We start from the raw sequence: 18568 nt of genomic DNA, 5'->3' as shown, positions 1-18568 counted from the left end.
CGTCTATGTCTGGCTGGCAACGAATTTACTATAAATTACTGAATTTACCATTAAGGGCGCTGGTAAAAAGCAAGTCGATTCCGGCGCAACCTGCGCAGGAATTAGGCCTGGATACCTCGCGTCCTATTATGTACGTCCTGCCCTACAATTCGAAGGCGGACCTGCTGACGCTGCGCGCGCAATGTCTGGAACATGAGTTACCGGACCCGCTGGAGCCGCTCGAGATCGACGGCGCCCTGCTTCCGCGCTACGTATTTATCCACGGCGGGCCGCGCGTGTTCACCTATTACACGCCGAAAGAAGAGTCTATCAAGCTCTTTCACGACTATCTGGATTTGCACCGCAATCATCCCGATCTTGACGTGCAGATGGTGCCGGTTTCGGTGATGTTCGGGCGCGCGCCGGGGCGTGAAAAAGGCGAGGTTAACCCGCCGCTGCGTATGCTCAACGGCATTCAAAAATTCTTCGCCGTTCTGTGGCTGGGCCGCGATAGCTTCGTCCGTTTCTCGCCTTCGGTCTCGCTGCGTAAGATGGCGGACGAACACGGTACCGATAAAACCATCGCCCAGAAGCTGGCCCGCGTGGCGCGCATGCACTTCGCCCGTCAGCGTCTGGCGGCGGTCGGCCCGCGCCTCCCCGCGCGCCAGGATCTGTTTAATAAACTGCTGGCGTCGAAAGCCATTGCCCGTGCGGTAGAAGACGAAGCGCGCAGCAAGAAGATTTCTCATGAAAAGGCGCAGCAAAACGCTATCGCTCTGATGGAAGAGATCGCGGCAAACTTCTCCTACGAGATGATTCGCCTGACAGACCGCGTGCTGGGCTTTACCTGGAACCGGTTGTATCAGGGCATCAACGTCCATAACGCCGAGCGTGTCCGTCAGCTGGCGCACGAAGGCCACGAGATAGTCTACGTCCCATGCCACCGCAGCCATATGGACTATCTGCTGCTCTCTTACGTCATTTATCATCAGGGCCTGGTGCCGCCGCATATCGCTGCCGGCATCAACCTGAACTTCTGGCCCGCCGGGCCGATCTTCCGTCGCGGCGGCGCGTTCTTTATTCGTCGCACGTTCAAGGGCAATAAGCTCTACTCAACCGTATTTCGCGAATATCTTGGCGAGCTGTTCAGCCGCGGCTATTCGGTGGAGTACTTCGTGGAGGGCGGGCGTTCACGTACTGGTCGTCTGCTGGATCCGAAAACCGGCACTCTGTCGATGACCATCCAGGCAATGCTGCGCGGCGGTAATCGCCCTATCACCCTGGTGCCGATTTACATCGGCTACGAGCACGTGATGGAGGTCGGCACCTACGCCAAAGAGCTGCGCGGCGCGACAAAAGAGAAAGAGAGTCTGCCGCAGATGCTGCGCGGCTTGAGCAAGCTGCGCAATCTCGGCCAGGGCTACGTTAACTTCGGCGAACCGCTGCCGCTGATGACCTATCTGAACCAGCATGTGCCGGACTGGCGCGAGTCTATCGACCCTATCGAAGCGGTCCGTCCTTCCTGGCTGACGCCGACGGTGAATAACATCGCCTCGGATCTGATGGTACGCATCAACAATGCCGGCGCGGCTAACGCCATGAACCTGTGCTGTACCGCGCTGCTGGCATCGCGTCAACGCTCACTGACCCGCGAGCAGCTCACCGAGCAGTTGGAGTGCTATCTCGCCCTGCTGCGCAACGTGCCATATTCAGCGGATGCGACCACGCCTGCGGCCTCAGCCAGCGAGCTTATCGACCACGCGCTGCAGATGAACAAGTTCGAAGTCGAGAAAGACACCATTGGCGATATCATCATTCTGCCGCGCGAGCAGGCCGTCCTGATGACTTATTACCGCAACAACATCGCCCATATGCTGGTGATGCCGTCGCTGTTAGCCGCCATCGTCACTCAGCATCGTCGCATTACCCGCGCCGAAATTCTGCGTCACGTTGAGATGTTCTATCCGTTCCTCAAGGCCGAGCTATTCCTGCGTTGGGAAAAAGCGGAGCTGGCGGGCGTCGTCGATGCGCTGATCGCCGAGATGCAGCGTCAGGGTCTGATCGCCCTGAACAACGATGAGGTGAGCGTTAATCCGTCTCACGCCCGTTCTCTGCAGCTGCTGGCCGCAGGCGCGCGCGAAACGCTGCAGCGCTACGCCATTACCTTCTGGCTGCTGAGCGCTAACCCGTCAATCAACCGCAGTTCGCTGGAGAAAGAGAGCCGCACCGTGGCGCAGCGCCTGTCCGTTCTGCACGGCATCAACGCGCCGGAGTTCTTCGATAAGGCGGTGTTCAGCACGCTGGTGCTGACCCTGCGTGACGAAGGCTATATCAGCGATACCGGGGACGCCGAGCCGGAAGAGACGTTGAAGATCTACCGCATGCTGGCGGATCTGATTACTTCGGATGTGCGGTTAACGATTGAAAGCGTTACCCAGGATGAAGCGTAACGTTTAAAGAGATGTCCCGGCTTGCGCCGGGCTACCGGCCCATGCGGTTTTGTAGCCCGGCTAAGGCGTTTATGCCGCAAGCCGGGAAGAACTACTGCATATATCCCATCGCCAGACCAAGAAACAGCACCAGCCCAACGTAGTTATTGTTCATAAACGCCTTAAAGCAGGCATCGCGTTCGCGTTTAAATATTAGCTTCTGCTGCCAGGCGAACAGCGCCGCGGCGATAAACAACGACCAGTAATACTCCCAGCCCAGCCCGCTCAGCCAGCCTACCGCCGCCATCAGGGCCAGCACCGCCACCTGTAAAATGCCGATGATTAAGCGATCGTTGTCGCCAAAGAGAATCGCCGTCGATTTAATACCTATTTTGACGTCATCATCACGATCGACCATCGCATACTGGGTATCGTAGGCCACCGCCCACAGGATATTGGCGAGGAACATCAGCCAGCAGCTCAGCGGCAGCGATTCGCTGACCGCCGAAAAGGCCATCGGGATCGACCAGCCGAACGCCGCGCCCAGTACTACCTGCGGCAGGTGGGTATAGCGCTTCATAAACGGATATACCCATGCCAGCGCCAGCGCCGCTACCGACAGCAAAATGGTCATGGTGTTCAGGGTCAACACCAGCAGGAACGAAAGCAGCACCAGCACGACAAACAGCGTCCGCGCCTCCTTTTCGCTCACGTCGCCGCTCGGCAACGGGCGGTGGGCCGTCCGTTTGACGTGGCCGTCAAACTTGCGATCGGCATAATCGTTGACCACGCAGCCTGCGGCGCGCATCAGCCAGACGCCGGCGACGAAAACGGCGAGGATCCATAGCGGCGGTATCCCCGGCGTCGCCACCCACAGCGCCCACAGCGTCGGCCACAGCAGCAGCAGCGCGCCAATCGGTTTGTCAGTACGCATCAGGCGGTGAAACGCCAGCAGCTTGTTCTGCGTCAGACTCCACTCCATTTCATTTTCCTCTTAATACAACGGCGATGCAGGCAAAAACAGTTCCGTCAGCAGCAGCGGTTTGCCGCTCAACCGGAGACGGGAACGACGCCCCCACAGCTCTGCATGACGACCAATTTCAATAAAATCGCGGGTTAGCGTCGATGACGTGAAGAGATAGCGGCCCAACGGCGTTTGCCCCAGCTGTTGCAGCGCCAGTTCGGGGCCGCTCAGCGTTGATTCGGGCACTATCGTGCGCCCGGCCAGCCAGGGTTCACCGTTGGCGCAAAGAATGATTTCCCGCAGCCAGTAGCGGGGTTCGCTCGGTAACAGGGGCGCCTCACCGGCCAGCGCGTCGCGTCCAACAAAACCTTCGTTAACCATGATGACGCTGACTTTCTTCCCCTGCTGCTCAAAGCGTTTGGTCATTGAGTCTTCCAGCAATAACCAGTCGCGCAGATGCGCATCCAGCGGGGGCATAGCGGCAAAATAATGCAGCGCACGCAGTTGCGTAAGCGCAGGATGTGGCATGCCTGAATCTCCGGTACATAACGTGAAGGTATTGTATCGCAGAATGGGGCATCGGGGGCGGGCAAACGTCAATATACGATCATCCGCGCAACAGCCGTGCAACAGAGGCTGCGGCGCGCTAAAAAAAAGTGCGCCCTGACGGACGCACCTAAAGGCTGTGCCTAAACATCAGCATTGCGGGGAGACGGTCACCCCTTGCCTTTTACACTGCTGATAAAGGTGGAACGAGCAGATTTCGAGCCAAGACGTTCAGCTTCGTTCATCAATTTCAGGGCTTTATCGATATCGCCTTTCGCAACCGCCTGCTTAATGCCGTTGTTGAAATAGGTTTCGGTGTCATCAAGCATCGGTTCGCTTTTCGCCGCCGGAGCCGGGGCCGGCGCGACAACCGGCGCGCTATAGGCAGGAGCAGCGGTATTACCGACGGTAACGGGCCCCGGACCTGACGAACCAAACAACGGGCCAACCAGCACGCTGGAGCCGGTAGAGGTTTTCACCTTCAGGCTAATGGTGCCGTCTGTAACGTGTTTCGCGATGGGATCCGGAATATCCGGCACCGCATTGCCGGTACCTTTGGCGTAAGCCTTCGCCGGATCGATTAATTTAGTGGTCTGCTGCAAATCCTGCGGCGTGGTAAAAACCAGCACATAAATTTTCTGCTGTCCCAGCGCCGGAGTCAGGCGCATTACGCCTTCCAGACGATCTGAACTCATCACTCCCGGTTCAAGATAAGTGAAGTAGCTGCTGGGGAAAAACGCGGATGGCGTCATATTTTGGTCAAGAATCAGCACGTTCGGCGCATATACCGCAGTTTGTTTTTCCACTTCGCTGGTTAACGTAATATTGAGCTCGCCAATATTCGCCGGAACGCTGTATGCGGCGACCGGGCCGCTGATACCGGGGACACTGAGCGTCTGTCCGGCCACGGCGAGCTTTGTCGTCTGCGTTTTGGATTGATCGACCGGAGTCCAGGTCAACTGCTGCAACGCGGAGGCCGGAATCGACGGCGCGGCAGAGGTGTTCTGCGGCACGAAATTAACATCAGCAAAACTGACTGCGGGTACGCAGGCCATCAGGCCGACGGACAGGCAGAGGGCAACGAGACTTTTCTTCATTTTCATTGTTATCACCTCAATTCCGATGGCCGAGCGGTAGCCAGGCAATAGCGCGCTGGGCCTAAGATAGAGGGGCTTGCGCCCCTCTTTTAGTTACGAACGGTCAGGCTCGATTACCACCAGATTTCCATCTGGGCACCGAAGGTCCACTCGTCGCTATCGCCACGGCTAAAGGTTTTAGCGCTGGTGTCGTTGTACGCTACGCCGCTATCGTTATAGCCCCATTTCTCATCCCATTTAGCGTACGTTGCGAATACGCGGATTGCCGGACGGGACCAGATGCTGTCACCAGCCTGCCACTGCTGTGCCAGAGTCACTTTATACTGGCTGTTACGATCGCTGGTGCGTTGAGATTTGACGTTGTCGTAGCCGATTTCCATCAGGGTGCTCATGATAGGCGTCCACTTGTACATTGGACGAACGCCGACGGTCCACCACTGGGTACCATTGTTGTTGTCGCGGTCGATATCCTGGTACATACCGACGTACATCAGATCCCAGCTATCGCCCAGAGAGATCGCACCGTGGTCCAACACGCGCCACATAGATCCATCGTTATTAATGCTGCCACCCTGCGGAACGCCTTTACCGCTGGAGGTCATAGAGTCAGTTGCATACTGCAGAACAAATTTGTTAAAGCCTTTCAGCATGCTCTGAGTATGCTCAGCGGTGAGCATCCACCCGTCTTTGGAAGCGCCCGGCTGCAGTGAGTAATCATCAGGGATGTTAGTGTGGCCGTAGTCAACGCCCAGTTCCAGCGTGCCGCCCGGGTTAGTTTCCAGACCGGCTAAACGCACGTCGAATACATCGTTCGGCACGATATTGTCATAGACGCGATTACCGAACTCGTCGCGATCGGCGAAGGTGCCGGAGCCGCCGGATTCAGAAGAACGCGTTGCTGCCAGAGAGAGTTTACCGAAGCCCAGATCGATGTTTTCAATACCCGCACCAGGACCAGAAATATCCCAGTAGTAGAAGTCGATCATATGAACGTCATGACGCTGGTAGAAGCGCTTACCGGCCCAGATGGTGGAACCTGGCAACCATTCGATCAGGTTTTTACCCTGCACGTTAGCTTCACGGAATGCCGGACTGGTGGATTCCCAGTCGTTCTGCTGTGACACAGAGTAGGCGACGTTGGTATCGAAGTAGAAGCTCTTATCACCTTCTTTCCATACTTCCTGGCCCAGCTTCAGTTCCGCATAGGTTTCACATTCGTTACCCAGACGGTATTTACTTTGAGCGCCGGTTGCCTGGAAGCACTGTTGCTCACCGCCGCTGCCGGTCCAGCCGATACCAGAACGGGCATAACCGTGGAAATCAACGGCCAGCGCCTGAGCAGACATAACGCCTGCCGCAACGGCGACCGCCAGTGGAAGTTTGCGCAGAGTAATCATCATTCTATCTCCTGAGATCATTGCTTTTCTTTGAACACTTCACCCTTCGGGCTGCCTCTTTGTTGGCTGCGCTCACTCACCCTGGTCACGTACTTTTGTACGCTCCCAGGGATTCATTCCCTTGCCGCCTCGATGCAGCGCGAATGGTTTTGTGTTTTTTTTTAGTTAGAAGCCCTACACGCCCGGCTCTTTATGCAGCCGACGACAAGCGGTGCCATCCTCACGGAATAAATGGCAGCGCTCCGGCGGCAAACCGATGGCGAATGTGGCTCCCTCTTCTACCAGCACCACGTCGTTCTGGCGGTAAACCAGGTTTTGACGGATGGATGGGATCTGGATATGAATTTGCGTTTCGTGGCCGAGCTGTTCGACCACCTGAACTTCACCTTCAAGGGTGACGTCGGCGATATCGCTGGGCAGCAGATGTTCCGGGCGAATACCTAAAGACATATTGGCGCCGACCTGAACGCGGGCGCTGTCCACCGGCAGCCAGACCTGCTGACGGTTCGGTAGCTCCACCTGCACCTGCTCAATGGCGGTAGCGGTGACTTTGACCGGCAGGAAGTTCATCTTCGGCGAACCGATAAAGCCCGCGACGAAGCGATCCGCCGGGTAGTGATAGAGTTCGAGAGGCTTGCCGACCTGCGCGACGCGACCGGCGTCCAGCACCACAATCTTGTCGGCGAGGGTCATTGCTTCGACCTGGTCGTGGGTCACGTAAATCATCGTGCGGCCAAGACGCTTATGCAGACGGGAAATCTCAATACGCATCTGTACGCGCAGCGCGGCATCGAGGTTGGAGAGCGGTTCATCCAGCAGGAAAACGCGCGGTTCAGCCACCAGGGTACGACCAATCGCCACGCGCTGGCGCTGACCGCCGGAAAGCGCTTTCGGTTTACGCTCCAGCAGGTGAGCCAGCTGCAGCACTTCCGCCACCTGAGTCACGCGTTGGTTAATCAGCTCTTTTTTGGCGCCGGCCAGCTTCAGGCCAAAAGACATGTTTTCCGCGACGGAAAGATGGGGGTAAAGTGCATAAGACTGAAACACCATCCCGATACCGCGCTCGGCGGGCGGAACATCATTCATTCGGGTATCGCCAATCAGCAGATCGCCGCTGGTCACCGTTTCCAGCCCGGCAATCATACGCAGCAGGGTGGATTTGCCGCAGCCTGATGGCCCAACAAACACGACGAACTCCCCATCCTGGATCTCGAGATTGATATCTTTTGATACCACCACGTCACCCCAGGCTTTCGTTACATTTCGCAGCTGTACGCTCGCCATGCCCTTCTCCCTTCGTTACAACCTGTCACTTAACGACACATTCAAGATGGGCTGACTATGCGGCATTCATTAGTCTGGTAAATCCTCCACCCCCCGGCTTTTTCATGGGGGAGGAGACGGGAGGATGAGAGATGACGTCTCGCCGCTGGGGGGGGCGGGCCGATACCCATTTCGTGATGCAGCCTGCAAAATTGGCCTCCTTTTTATGTGCTCCAGGACTCATAACCGGCATTTCTGCTATGGAGATCACACAATCGGGGGATGGGGCGTAGACATGGGGAGGATGGAAAGAGGTTGTTAAAAAAGGAAACTCATCACCGTTAAGCCACTCAAGTGTATCCACGAGCACATCACCAAATAGGACGGGTATATGAAAATCAAAACTGGCGCTCGCATCCTCGCGCTGTCTGCATTGACCACGATGATGTTTTCCGCCTCTGCCCTCGCAAAAATCGAAGAAGGTAAGCTGGTTATCTGGATTAACGGCGACAAAGGCTACAACGGCCTCGCTGAAGTGGGTAAAAAGTTTGAAAAAGACACCGGCATTAAAGTATCCGTAGAACATCCGGATAAGCTGGAGGAGAAATTCCCGCAGGTTGCCGCGACCGGCGACGGCCCTGACATCATTTTCTGGGCCCACGACCGTTTTGGCGGCTACGCCCAGTCCGGCCTGTTGGCGGAAATTACCCCGGACAAAACTTTCCAGGACAAACTCTATCCGTTCACCTGGGACGCGGTTCGCTATAACGGCAAGCTGATTGCCTACCCGGTTGCCGTCGAAGCGCTGTCGTTGATCTATAACAAAGACCTGGTGCCAAATCCGCCGAAAACCTGGGAAGAGATCCCGGCGCTGGATAAAGAACTGAAGGCGAAAGGTAAGAGCGCGCTGATGTTCAACCTGCAAGAACCGTACTTCACCTGGCCGCTGATTGCCGCCGACGGCGGTTATGCGTTCAAGTTTGAAAACGGCAAGTACGACGTGAAAGACGTAGGCGTGGATAGCGCTGGCGCGAAAGCAGGCCTGACCTTCCTGGTCGACCTTATTAAGAACAAGCATATGAACGCCGACACCGACTACTCCATCGCGGAAGCGGCATTCAACAAAGGCGAAACCGCGATGACCATCAACGGTCCGTGGGCGTGGTCTAACATCGATAAGAGCAAGGTTAACTACGGCGTTACCCTGCTGCCGACCTTCAAAGGCAACCCGTCTAAACCGTTCGTTGGCGTACTGAGCGCCGGTATTAACGCCGCCAGCCCGAACAAAGAACTGGCGAAAGAGTTCCTCGAAAACTACCTGATGACCGATCAGGGCCTGGATGAAGTGAACAAGGACAAACCGCTGGGCGCGGTCGCGCTGAAATCCTTCCAGGAAAAACTGGAAAAAGATCCGCGTATCGCCGCCACCATGGCTAACGCCAAGAATGGTGAAATCATGCCGAATATTCCGCAGATGTCCGCCTTCTGGTATGCCGTTCGTACCGCAGTGATCAACGCCGCTAGCGGTCGCCAGACCGTTGAAGAGGCGCTGAAAGACGCACAGGCTCGTATCACCAAGTAATACGGTTTCCCTTATTTCTTAGGGAATAAGGTTTGTTGAATACGTTGTTACACGAAATCATTCGCGCTACATCGAGGCGGCAAGGATGCAAATCCCCAGGCGCTTACATCAGTAAGTGACTGGGGTACGCATCCGCAGCCAACAAAGAGGTAGCGCGAAGGATAAAGTGTAAAGAGGATGATCCCCATGGATGTCGTGAAAAAGAAACACTGGTGGCAAAGCCCGCAGCTCACATGGTCTGTGATCGGCTTGCTGTGCCTGCTGGTGGGTTACCTTGTTGTTTTGATGTACGCCCAGGGGGAGTACCTGTTTGCCATCATGACGCTGATTTTGAGCTCGGTTGGCCTGTATATTTTTTCCAATCGCAAAGCCTACGCCTGGCGCTATGTGTATCCGGGTCTCGCCGGGATGGGGCTGTTCGTCCTGTTCCCGCTGATCTGCACGATCGCAATCGCTTTTACCAACTACAGCAGCACTAACCAGTTGACCTTCGAACGCGCCCAACAGGTGCTGATGGACCGCTCCTTCCAGGCGGGTAAATCCTACAACTTCGCGCTCTATCCGGCGGGAGATGAATGGAAGCTGGCGCTGACCGACGGCGAAAGCGGCAAAAACTATCTTTCCGACGCCTTTAAATTCGGCGGCGAGCAGAAGCTGGCCTTAAAAGAGGCTGACGCCCTGCCGGAAGGCGAGCGCGCCACGCTGCGCGTGATTACGCAAAACCGTACCGCCCTGAACCAGCTGACCGCCGTGCTGCCGGATGAAAGCAAAGTCATCATGAGCTCCCTGCGTCAGTTCTCCGGTACTCAACCGCTGTACGCGCTGGCCAATGACGGTACGCTGACCAACAACCAGAGCGGCGTGAAATATCGTCCGAACGCCGAGGTCGGTTTCTATCAGGCGATCAACGCCGACGGCAGCTGGGGCAGCGAAAAGCTCAGCCCGGGCTACACCGTAACCATCGGCTGGGATAACTTCACCCGCGTGTTCCAGGATGAAGGGATCCAGAAACCGTTCTTCGCGATTTTCGTCTGGACGGTGGTGTTCTCCGTTCTGACCGTGATTCTCACCGTTGCGGTCGGCATGGTGCTCGCCTGTCTCGTCCAGTGGGAAGCCCTGAAGGGCAAAGCGATTTACCGCGTACTGCTGATTCTGCCGTATGCCGTACCGTCATTTATCTCGATTCTGATTTTCAAAGGCTTGTTCAACCAGAGCTTTGGCGAGATCAACATGATGCTCAGTGCGATGTTCGGCATCAAGCCAGCCTGGTTCAGCGACCCGACCACCGCGCGCACGATGATTATCATCGTCAACACCTGGCTGGGCTATCCGTACATGATGATCCTGTGCATGGGCCTGCTGAAAGCGATTCCTGACGATTTATATGAAGCCTCGGCAATGGATGGCGCTACGCCGTTCCAGAACTTCTTCAAAATTACGCTGCCGCTGCTGATCAAGCCGCTGACGCCGCTGATGATCGCCAGCTTCGCCTTTAACTTTAACAACTTCGTGCTGATTCAGCTGTTGACCAACGGCGGGCCGGACCGGCTCGGCACCACCACGCCGGCGGGCTACACCGACCTGCTGGTGAGCTATACCTACCGTATCGCCTTTGAAGGCGGCGGCGGTCAGGACTTCGGCCTCGCGGCGGCTATCGCCACGCTGATCTTCCTGCTGGTAGGCGCGCTGGCGATTGTTAACCTGAAAGCCACACGTATGAAGTTTGATTAAGGGAGATAACGATTATGGCTATGGTTCAACCCAAATCTCAGAAGCTGCGCCTGTTCACGACGCATCTCCTGCTGCTGATTTTTATCGCGGCGATTATGTTCCCGCTGCTGATGGTTATCGCTATCTCTCTGCGCGAAGGTAACTTCGCCACCGGTAGCCTGATCCCTGAAAGTATCTCCTGGGAGCACTGGCGGCTGGCGTTAGGTTTCAGCGTCGAACACGCTGACGGCCGCGTCACGCCGCCGCCCTTCCCGGTGCTGCTGTGGCTGTGGAACTCCATCAAGGTGGCCGGCATTACCGCTATTGGCATTGTCGCGCTCTCTACCACCTGCGCTTACGCTTTTGCCCGCATGCGCTTCCCAGGTAAAGCAACGCTGCTGAAAGGGATGCTGATTTTCCAGATGTTCCCCGCAGTGCTGTCGCTGGTCGCGCTGTATGCCCTGTTTGACCGTCTTGGCCAGTACGTGCCGTTCGTCGGCCTGAATACCCACGGCGGCGTCATCTTTGCCTATATGGGCGGTATCGCGCTGCACGTCTGGACGATTAAAGGTTACTTCGAAACCATCGACGGCTCGCTGGAAGAAGCGGCGGCGCTGGACGGCGCCACCCCATGGCAGGCTTTCCGCCTGGTGCTGCTCCCGCTGTCAGTGCCGATTCTGGCGGTGGTGTTTATTCTGTCGTTCATCGCTGCGATTACCGAAGTACCGGTGGCCTCCCTGCTGCTGCGCGATGTGAACAGCTATACCCTGGCGGTCGGAATGCAGCAGTATCTCAACCCGCAGAACTATCTGTGGGGCGACTTTGCCGCCGCGGCGGTGCTCTCCGCCATCCCGATTACCGTAGTGTTCCTGCTGGCCCAGCGCTGGTTGGTCAACGGCCTGACGGCTGGCGGAGTGAAAGGTTAATTTTTTTGTAACACCCGCCCCAAATTTCAGATGAGGGCCGGCGGTTTAGCGGCAATACACGTCCCCAACCGGGTATTGCCGCCGCCCTCAGCTGAAAAAGTAAGGCAAATGCCACTGCTATCCTCAACTGGACCCTACATAAATTTAATTTGTGACTGTTGGTCAGCGGCCCTGGAGGCCGCTTTTTTTTATTCGCGTTTCAGGCGGTTGGAGTTACACAGCCAGAGCGTAATCACCAAAATCAGGATCGCCGCGGAGTAAATCAGTACCGCCATAGGCGACTCATGATCGATAATGATCAGGCGGACGATGGCGGTGATGCCGATATAGACAAAGTAGCGCAGCGGGAAGTGAAATCCCGACTCAAAGTACTTCACTATCAGCGCGATAAATTCGAAATAGAGGAAGTAGACCACCAGCCCTTCCACCAGCTTGTACTTACTGACAGGTTCAGGGGTGAACAGGACGTGCGCCAGATGCAACGTCTCTTTCCCGAGAAAAACGATCAGTATGACTCCCAGACACAATAGCCCGAGATTCAAAACGGTTTGCATGGCGGTTGCAATAAAATTCACCAACGGACGATAAACCGGCGGCATAGGTACACCTCATCATCATGATTTCCTGTGACCTGTATAACGCAAAAATGTGATCCAGATCTACATTTATGAGTCCCTTCTTGTTACTACATAGCTCTCGACTATCCGACGAAATACGTAAAAAAAGAAATTTTTACTTTCGGCGAGGCTGTGAGGCAGTTAACTAAATCCCTTTTTATGTTCAAAAAACAGAATATAAATACCTATCAAATCAGCTAATTAACCATAATAAGATCACAATTTTACAATATTTTAATAAGCGAATATTTTTCTCTTTCAGGCATAAATAACGGGGGTATTAGAGTAAGTTTTTTCTTAAGAATTGACATAGCATATTCGCATATTAATAAGCCCTCGTTAGCGGATAGATATAAAATATGACTACTGAACACGCATCTCTATTTATAAACTGGCTGAAAAAAGAAGTTGCCCCGGCATTAGGCTGTACAGAGCCTGTCGCTATTTCTTTTACCGCGGCTTACGCCGCGAAACATTTGGATACCGCTTGTCAAAGTATTAGCGGTTTTATTTCCGCAAATCTGTATAAGAATGCAATGGGCGTAACTATTCCCGGAACATCCGTCAGCGGCGTGGCGCTTGCGGCCGCAATTGGCGCATTTGGCGGCGACGCTGATAAGGGATTAAAAACACTGGAGGGGATTAGCGAACGGCATGTTGAACTAGCCCAAAAATTAATCGCCGATGGTCAGGTCAATATTAGCGTGCAAGACACCCCTGATTTTATTCATCTGGATCTGACGCTAACGGGCGGCGAAAAGAGCTGCCGCGTGGTGGTCAAGGGCACGCATACCAATATCGTTGAGCTGTATATTAATGGCGAAGCGCAGGTGCTGGCGGACAAACAGAGTACGGTAACGCAGCAGGAAACATTAGCAACCTTTTCGCTTGCCGAGGCCTTTGATTTTATTAGCGAGGTCGAATTCGCCGACATCGCATTTATTCTCGAAGCCGCCCGGCTCAATTCGGCGCTGGCGGAGGAAGGTAAAAGCAAAAAATACGGTTTGAACATCAACGGCACCTTCTCTGATGCGGTAAAAAATGGCCTGCTCAGCAACGACCTGCTGAGTAAAGTCATCATCAATACCGTCGCCGCATCCGACGCGCGAATGGGCGGAGCCCCCGTCGTCGCGATGTCAAACTTTGGTTCCGGTAACCAGGGTATCGCCGCCACCATGCCGGTAGTGACGGTCGCGGAGCATCTTAACGCCGATGAAGAGACCCTCGCGCGGGCGCTGGCGCTCTCCCACCTGACCGCCATATCGATCCACTCCCGCTATACGCGTCTGTCCGCGCTATGCGCAGCGTCCACGGCAGCGATGGGCGCCGCGGCAGGTATGGCGTGGTTATTTACCCGTGACCTGCAAACAATTAATACCGCTATTATTAATATGATCAGCGATATTACCGGCATGATTTGCGATGGCGCCTCTAATAGCTGCGCAATGAAAGTATCGTCCGTGGTTTCCAGCGCCTTTAAGGCCGTACTGATGGCGATGCAAAATAGCTGCGCAGGCTCTAATGACGGCATTGTTTGCGCTGATGTAGAGCAGACCATTAATAATCTCTGCCGTCTGGTGATTAAGCCCATGGCCTATACCGATAAAGAAATCATCAACATTATGGTAGCAAAGTAATCATTAATTCGCGTTTTAATGTACCTTACACAAATAATTAATCTCCTGAATACAACAGGTATTGCTTATGAACAAAAAAGTTATTCTACGGGGTATGAGCGCCATACTTCCCTTGTGCATCGGCGACTTTCCGTTTTCATTTATTGTCGGCGCGCTAAGCGTTAGCGCCGGGATGAGTATCTGGCAAAGTACGGCATGGTCGACGATTGTCATCGCCGGTTCGGCACAAATGCTGGCGTTAAATATGCTAAAAACCGGAGCGAGCCTTGGGGTGATTATATTCACCACGATGATAATTAATCTTCGCCATGTGCTTTATAGCGCCTCTATTTCCAGTGCGGTACGCGAAGCCTCCTTCTTTAAAAAATGCTTTATGGCATATGCCCTGACCGATGAAGTGTACGCCACGACGGTGAAAGAGATGGAGGAGAATAAAAAAGATAAATATCTTTTCTATTTTTCAGCAATGCTGACGTTTTGGTTCGCCTGGGTACTGGCCGATTTCCTTGGCGCTCTGGTTGGCGCGTCTTTTCCGCACATTGAAAAATATGGTCTGGACTTCGCGATGGTCGCCGCATTTATCGCCATCGTGGTCCCGCAAATCAAAAGCCAGGCCTGTACCGTCGCCGCCGTTGTTGCTGCCGTATCCGGGGTACTTTTGGTCGTACTGCCCTACTCGTTAGGTATCGTCGTCGCGTCCGTACTGGGCGTAATGGCGGGCCTGAGCGTCGATCTCGCCGAAGAGCGTAAACAGGCGCAGGCCGCTGACAAACTCTCTCTCGAAGGAGCGCTGGAAAATGAGTAATAGCTTTTTTATCGCCCTGACGCTGGGCATGGCCGCCGTGACCTTTCTTATTCGCTTCTCGTTCATTGGCCTCGCCGGGAAGATTCAGATGTCGAGCCGGGTCAGCAAAACGCTGCGTTTTGTGCCGGTGACCGTGCTGCCGGCCATCATCACGATTCAGATCCTGAGCGTAAATTCCAGCATGGAATTCGATTTGAAAAACCCGAAGGTGATCGCCGCGATTATCTGCACGCTCGCCAGCTTCCGCCTGGGCCTGGTATGGGTCGTCGTCAGCGGCGTCGGTTCACTCGTTTTGCTCAACTATTTCATGTAACCACCTATCAGAAGGAATCAACAGAATGATAATTACCACTGCCGCTGCGCCTGCCGCCATTGGTCCGTATGTTCAGGGGGTAAACCTGGGTACCATGACGATGACCTCGGGGCAGCTGCCGGTCAATCCGCAAGACGGCACCATGTCTGACGACATCGCTCAGCAGACGCGACAGTCGCTGGATAACGTTAAGGCTATCGTTGAAGCGGCGGGTTTGCAGGTGAAAAACATCGTTAAGACGATGGTCTTCGTCAAGGATCTGAATGACTTCGCCACCATCAACGCGGTTTATGAAGCGTTCTTCGCCGAACACAACGCGGACTTTCCAGCCCGCTCTTGCGTTGAAGTCGCCAGACTGCCTAAAGATGCGGGCATTGAGATCGAAGCCATCGCCGTCGCCTAATCCCCCTGCCGGAGGTCCTCCTCCGGCAACGTCTTCCCCCCCACTTTTGAGGTTTACCCGCAGCGAAGTTTACGGGCAAAATATCGCCACTTCTTTGCGAGGAACGCAGAATGCTAAAGATTCGTATTGGACGTCCGGAAGATGCGGCTTTACTCAACGAAATGGCCAACGTCAGTTACCGCCACCACTTTACCCATCTCTGGCACAACGCCGAGGAAATGGAGCACTACCTGCAGCAAGAGTATTCCATGGCCGCGTTGGCGCCCAGCCTGGCCGATCCGCAGTGCTGCTGGTTGATTGCGGAAGCCGCGCGCCCTGTCGGCTTTGCTAAATACGCCTGTGGTCAGAATATTGATCCCGGGGGTCCATCCGGCGCGCTGCTACATAAGCTCTATCTACTGCCTGACGCCACCGGGCATCGTTACGGCGAGCAGATTTTCCGCGCCGTCGAGACGCGAGCGAAAGAGACGGGTGAAAGCTGGCTATGGCTGGAAGTGCTCGCCGCGAATACCCGCGCCCGCCGTTTTTATGAACGCCAGGGGATGCAGCACGTGAAGGATGTGGCATTTCATTCTGCAACCCAGCAAAGCACACTCCATATTCTGGCTAAACCAATCTGAGAGGCAGCATGCATACCCTTCGTGAAACCGCCATTCGCAACGTCGCCAGCGGCGAAAACGTGGTGATTTACCAACCCGCCAACCTCTACGACTGCACGCTTGGCGATAACGTCTTCGTCGGGCCATTTGTGGAGATTCAGGGTCATACCCGCATCGGCAACGACAGCAAAATTCAGTCCCACACCTTTATCTGCGAGTACGTGACCATCGGCGAGCGCTGCTTTATCGGCCACGGCGTGATGTTCGCCAACGATATGTTCCGCGAAGGCAAACCCAACGCCGACCGCGAGAGCTGGGGAAGAATTGTGATTGGCAACGATGTGTCTATCGGCAGCGGCGCAACCATTCTGGCGGTCAGCATCTGCGATGGGGTCGTGATCGGCGCGGGCAGCGTGGTGACAAAATCCATTACTGAGAAAGGCGTGTGGGCCGGGAACCCGGCAAAGCTGCTGCGCCGGCTATAACAAAAATGCCGACCACATGGGCCGGCATTGCGAACGTTTTAGCGATTATGCGCGCCAGGATTTATAGCGGTTAATCAGACCGTTAGTGGAGCTGTCGTGGCTGCTCACTTCGGAACCATCTTTCAGCTCCGGCAGGATGCGGTTAGCCAGCTGTTTGCCCAGCTCAACGCCCCACTGATCGAAGGTGAAGATGTTCATAATCACGCCCTGGGTGAAGATTTTGTGCTCATACAGGGCAATCAGCGCGCCCAGGCTGAACGGCGTAATTTCACGCAGCAGGATGGAGTTGGTTGGGCGGTTGCCTTCAAACACTTTGAACGGCACAACGTGTTCCAGGGTCGCCGGATCTTTACCCTGATCGCGATATTCCTGCTCGACCACTTCGCGGGATTTACCAAACGCCAGCGCTTCGGTCTGCGCAAAGAAGTTAGACAGCAGCTTCGGATGGTGGTCGGACAGCGGGTTGTGGGTAACCGCCGGGGCGATAAAGTCGCAAGGCACCATTTTGGTCCCCTGGTGAATCAGCTGGTAGAACGCGTGCTGACCGTTAGTGCCCGGCTCGCCCCAGATGATTGGGCCAGTCTGGTAATCCACGGCGTTGCCGTTACGGTCAACGTATTTACCGTTGGATTCCATGTTGCCCTGCTGGAAGTAGGCGGCAAAGCGGTGCATATACTGGTCGTACGGCAGAATCGCTTCGGTTTCAGCGCCGAAGAAGTTGTTGTACCAGATACCAATCAGCGCCAGCAGCACCGGCAGGTTTTTCTCAGGCGCGGTCGTGGAGAAGTGTTTGTCCATCGCATGCGCGCCGGAGAGCAGTTCAACAAAATTGTCGAAGCCCACGGACAGGATGATGGACAGGCCGATGGCTGACCACAGAGAGTAACGGCCGCCAACCCAGTCCCAGAACTCAAACATATTAGCGGTATCAATACCGAACTCGCCCACCGCTTTACCATTGGTGGAGAGCGCGGCGAAGTGTTTCGCTACGTGTTTCTCATCGCCGGCGGTCGCCAGGAACCAGTCGCGCGCGCTGTGGGCGTTGGTCATCGTTTCCTGAGTGGTAAAGGTTTTCGACGCCACCAGGAACAGCGTGGTTTCCGGGTTCACCGTTTTCAGCACTTCGGCGATGTGGGTCCCATCGACGTTGGAAACAAAGTGCATATTCAGGTGATTTTTATACGGGCGCAGCGCTTCGGTCACCATGAACGGGCCGAGGTCGGAGCCGCCGATACCGATGTTGACGACGTCGGTAATCGCTTTACCGGTGTAGCCTTTCCAGCTGCCGGAGATAATGGCTTCGGAGAAGGTTTTCATCTTCTCAAGCACGGCGTTCACTTCCGGCATCACGTCTTTGCCATCAACCAGAATCGGAGTATTGCTGCGGTTACGCAGCGCAACGTGCAGCACCGCGCGATCTTCCGTACGGTTAATCTTCTCGCCGGAGAACATGGATTTAATGGCGTCTGCCAGGAAGGTCTCTTTGGCCAGGTCCTGCAGTTTTGCCAGCGTCTCTTCGGTGATGCGGTTTTTGGAAAAATCCACCAGCATCAGATCGTCGAACGTGGCGGAGAATTTAGAGAAACGATCGCTATCCTTCGCGAACAGATCCGCGATGGTAACGTCTTTCATTTCATCAAAGTGTTTCTGTAATGCCTGCCAGGCAGAGGTCTGCGTTGGGTTGATGTTTTTCATTAGCAATACTCTTCTGATTTGAGAATTGTGACTGCGGTCGATTGTAGCGCCGGTGACGAAAAATTGTGATGATTTTTATGTTATGCCGATGATACGCGTCAGAAATTGGGCCGATTTGGCG

General features: G+C 55.0%; 17 protein-coding genes. 10 read left to right on the top strand and 7 right to left on the bottom strand.

Translation table 11 applies throughout. From position 1 onward, the window contains the following. Window positions 1–5: 5 nt before the first annotated feature. Window positions 6–2429: a glycerol-3-phosphate 1-O-acyltransferase PlsB gene (gene plsB, locus IYV58_RS01680; protein WP_004127795.1), complete on the top strand. Its 2424-nt coding sequence runs from the start codon at window positions 6–8 to the stop codon at window positions 2427–2429. Between the two features lie 91 nt (window positions 2430–2520). On the opposite strand, the gene ubiA is transcribed toward plsB, so the two are convergent. From ubiA to malK, 5 genes are all read right to left on the bottom strand, one after another. Next, window positions 2521–3390, bottom strand: coding sequence for a 4-hydroxybenzoate octaprenyltransferase (gene ubiA / locus IYV58_RS01675; RefSeq protein ID WP_004127792.1), 870 nt, complete (start codon window positions 3388–3390; stop codon window positions 2521–2523). A 12-nt stretch (window positions 3391–3402) separates the two neighbouring features. Next, a complete protein-coding gene (ubiC, locus tag IYV58_RS01670; protein WP_014227537.1) occupies window positions 3403–3900 on the bottom strand; it encodes a chorismate lyase in 498 nt (165 codons plus the stop codon). Between the two features lie 188 nt (window positions 3901–4088). Further along, on the bottom strand, window positions 4089–5021 hold the full coding sequence (gene malM, locus IYV58_RS01665) for a maltose operon protein MalM (RefSeq protein ID WP_004097766.1): 933 nt from the start codon (window positions 5019–5021) through the stop codon (window positions 4089–4091). Window positions 5022–5128: 107 nt separating this feature from the next. Then, window positions 5129–6415: a maltoporin gene (locus IYV58_RS01660; protein ID WP_004097765.1), complete on the bottom strand. Its 1287-nt coding sequence runs from the start codon at window positions 6413–6415 to the stop codon at window positions 5129–5131. Between the two features lie 171 nt (window positions 6416–6586). Further along, on the bottom strand, window positions 6587–7696 hold the full coding sequence (gene malK, locus IYV58_RS01655) for a maltose/maltodextrin ABC transporter ATP-binding protein MalK (protein WP_004097762.1): 1110 nt from the start codon (window positions 7694–7696) through the stop codon (window positions 6587–6589). Between the two features lie 370 nt (window positions 7697–8066). Between malK and malE the strand changes: the two genes are divergently transcribed. The 3 genes from malE (at window position 8067) to malG (ending at window position 11893) form a co-directional block, all read left to right on the top strand. Beyond that, on the top strand, window positions 8067–9257 hold the full coding sequence (gene malE, locus IYV58_RS01650; RefSeq protein ID WP_112167070.1) for a maltose/maltodextrin ABC transporter substrate-binding protein MalE: 1191 nt from the start codon (window positions 8067–8069) through the stop codon (window positions 9255–9257). 186 nt (window positions 9258–9443) lie between these two features. Next, window positions 9444–10988: a maltose ABC transporter permease MalF gene (malF, locus tag IYV58_RS01645; RefSeq protein WP_087829647.1), complete on the top strand. Its 1545-nt coding sequence runs from the start codon at window positions 9444–9446 to the stop codon at window positions 10986–10988. A gap of 14 nt (window positions 10989–11002) precedes the next feature. Further along, entirely contained in the window at window positions 11003–11893 is an 891-nt protein-coding gene (malG, locus tag IYV58_RS01640) for a maltose ABC transporter permease MalG (RefSeq protein WP_004097756.1), read from the top strand. A 188-nt stretch (window positions 11894–12081) separates the two neighbouring features. On the opposite strand, the gene psiE is transcribed toward malG, so the two are convergent. Further along, entirely contained in the window at window positions 12082–12492 is a 411-nt protein-coding gene (gene psiE / locus IYV58_RS01635) for a phosphate-starvation-inducible protein PsiE (protein ID WP_087829644.1), read from the bottom strand. Between the two features lie 377 nt (window positions 12493–12869). Here psiE and IYV58_RS01630 point away from each other — a divergent pair, with 377 nt between their 5' ends. The 6 genes from IYV58_RS01630 to IYV58_RS01605 all read left to right on the top strand — a co-directional run bounded on the left by IYV58_RS01630 (window position 12870) and on the right by IYV58_RS01605 (window position 16752). Further along, the gene (locus IYV58_RS01630; RefSeq protein ID WP_004127779.1) at window positions 12870–14147 is read left to right on the top strand and encodes an L-cysteine desulfidase family protein; all 1278 of its coding nucleotides are present in this window, start codon (window positions 12870–12872) and stop codon (window positions 14145–14147) included. Window positions 14148–14214: 67 nt separating this feature from the next. After that, window positions 14215–14952 carry an AzlC family ABC transporter permease gene (locus tag IYV58_RS01625; protein ID WP_195729379.1) on the top strand — a complete coding sequence of 246 codons (738 nt, stop codon included), beginning with the start codon at window positions 14215–14217 and terminating at the stop codon, window positions 14950–14952. After that, a complete protein-coding gene (locus tag IYV58_RS01620) occupies window positions 14945–15265 on the top strand; it encodes an AzlD domain-containing protein (RefSeq protein ID WP_004097748.1) in 321 nt (106 codons plus the stop codon). Before IYV58_RS01625 ends, IYV58_RS01620 begins: the two co-directional genes overlap by 8 nt. Before the next feature lie 25 nt (window positions 15266–15290). After that, window positions 15291–15668: a Rid family detoxifying hydrolase gene (locus IYV58_RS01615; RefSeq protein ID WP_004127773.1), complete on the top strand. Its 378-nt coding sequence runs from the start codon at window positions 15291–15293 to the stop codon at window positions 15666–15668. Between the two features lie 110 nt (window positions 15669–15778). Continuing rightward, a complete protein-coding gene (locus IYV58_RS01610; protein ID WP_004127761.1) occupies window positions 15779–16288 on the top strand; it encodes a GNAT family N-acetyltransferase in 510 nt (169 codons plus the stop codon). A gap of 8 nt (window positions 16289–16296) precedes the next feature. Beyond that, window positions 16297–16752 carry an acyltransferase gene (locus IYV58_RS01605; RefSeq protein ID WP_004097740.1) on the top strand — a complete coding sequence of 152 codons (456 nt, stop codon included), beginning with the start codon at window positions 16297–16299 and terminating at the stop codon, window positions 16750–16752. Window positions 16753–16797: 45 nt separating this feature from the next. Here the strand turns inward: IYV58_RS01605 and pgi are convergent, their stop codons facing one another. Then, window positions 16798–18447: a glucose-6-phosphate isomerase gene (pgi, locus tag IYV58_RS01600; RefSeq protein WP_004127757.1), complete on the bottom strand. Its 1650-nt coding sequence runs from the start codon at window positions 18445–18447 to the stop codon at window positions 16798–16800. Between the last annotated feature and the right edge of the window lie 121 nt (window positions 18448–18568).

The sequence above is a fragment of the Klebsiella sp. BDA134-6 genome (assembly GCF_015601345.1).
GTDB lineage: Bacteria > Pseudomonadota > Gammaproteobacteria > Enterobacterales > Enterobacteriaceae > Klebsiella > Klebsiella grimontii.
Note: the sequence above shows the minus strand (reverse complement) of the source record. Positions and strands in the feature narration are given on the sequence as shown.

Excerpts from the sequence above, each read along its gene's own strand:
- psiE (WP_087829644.1), bottom strand. The coding sequence starts at position 12,492 with ATGCCGCCGGTTTATCGTCCGTTGGTGAATTTTATTGCAACCGCCATG.
- IYV58_RS01620 (WP_004097748.1), top strand. The coding sequence starts at position 14,945 with ATGAGTAATAGCTTTTTTATCGCCCTGACGCTGGGCATGGCCGCCGTG.
- malE (WP_112167070.1), top strand. The coding sequence starts at position 8,067 with ATGAAAATCAAAACTGGCGCTCGCATCCTCGCGCTGTCTGCATTGACC.
- IYV58_RS01630 (WP_004127779.1), top strand. The coding sequence starts at position 12,870 with ATGACTACTGAACACGCATCTCTATTTATAAACTGGCTGAAAAAAGAA.
- IYV58_RS01605 (WP_004097740.1), top strand. The coding sequence starts at position 16,297 with ATGCATACCCTTCGTGAAACCGCCATTCGCAACGTCGCCAGCGGCGAA.
- malF (WP_087829647.1), top strand. The coding sequence starts at position 9,444 with ATGGATGTCGTGAAAAAGAAACACTGGTGGCAAAGCCCGCAGCTCACA.
- malK (WP_004097762.1), bottom strand. The coding sequence starts at position 7,696 with ATGGCGAGCGTACAGCTGCGAAATGTAACGAAAGCCTGGGGTGACGTG.
- IYV58_RS01615 (WP_004127773.1), top strand. The coding sequence starts at position 15,291 with ATGATAATTACCACTGCCGCTGCGCCTGCCGCCATTGGTCCGTATGTT.
- IYV58_RS01625 (WP_195729379.1), top strand. The coding sequence starts at position 14,215 with ATGAACAAAAAAGTTATTCTACGGGGTATGAGCGCCATACTTCCCTTG.
- plsB (WP_004127795.1), top strand. The coding sequence starts at position 6 with ATGTCTGGCTGGCAACGAATTTACTATAAATTACTGAATTTACCATTA.
- malG (WP_004097756.1), top strand. The coding sequence starts at position 11,003 with ATGGCTATGGTTCAACCCAAATCTCAGAAGCTGCGCCTGTTCACGACG.
- ubiC (WP_014227537.1), bottom strand. The coding sequence starts at position 3,900 with ATGCCACATCCTGCGCTTACGCAACTGCGTGCGCTGCATTATTTTGCC.
- pgi (WP_004127757.1), bottom strand. The coding sequence starts at position 18,447 with ATGAAAAACATCAACCCAACGCAGACCTCTGCCTGGCAGGCATTACAG.
- malM (WP_004097766.1), bottom strand. The coding sequence starts at position 5,021 with ATGAAAATGAAGAAAAGTCTCGTTGCCCTCTGCCTGTCCGTCGGCCTG.
- IYV58_RS01610 (WP_004127761.1), top strand. The coding sequence starts at position 15,779 with ATGCTAAAGATTCGTATTGGACGTCCGGAAGATGCGGCTTTACTCAAC.
- ubiA (WP_004127792.1), bottom strand. The coding sequence starts at position 3,390 with ATGGAGTGGAGTCTGACGCAGAACAAGCTGCTGGCGTTTCACCGCCTG.
- IYV58_RS01660 (WP_004097765.1), bottom strand. The coding sequence starts at position 6,415 with ATGATGATTACTCTGCGCAAACTTCCACTGGCGGTCGCCGTTGCGGCA.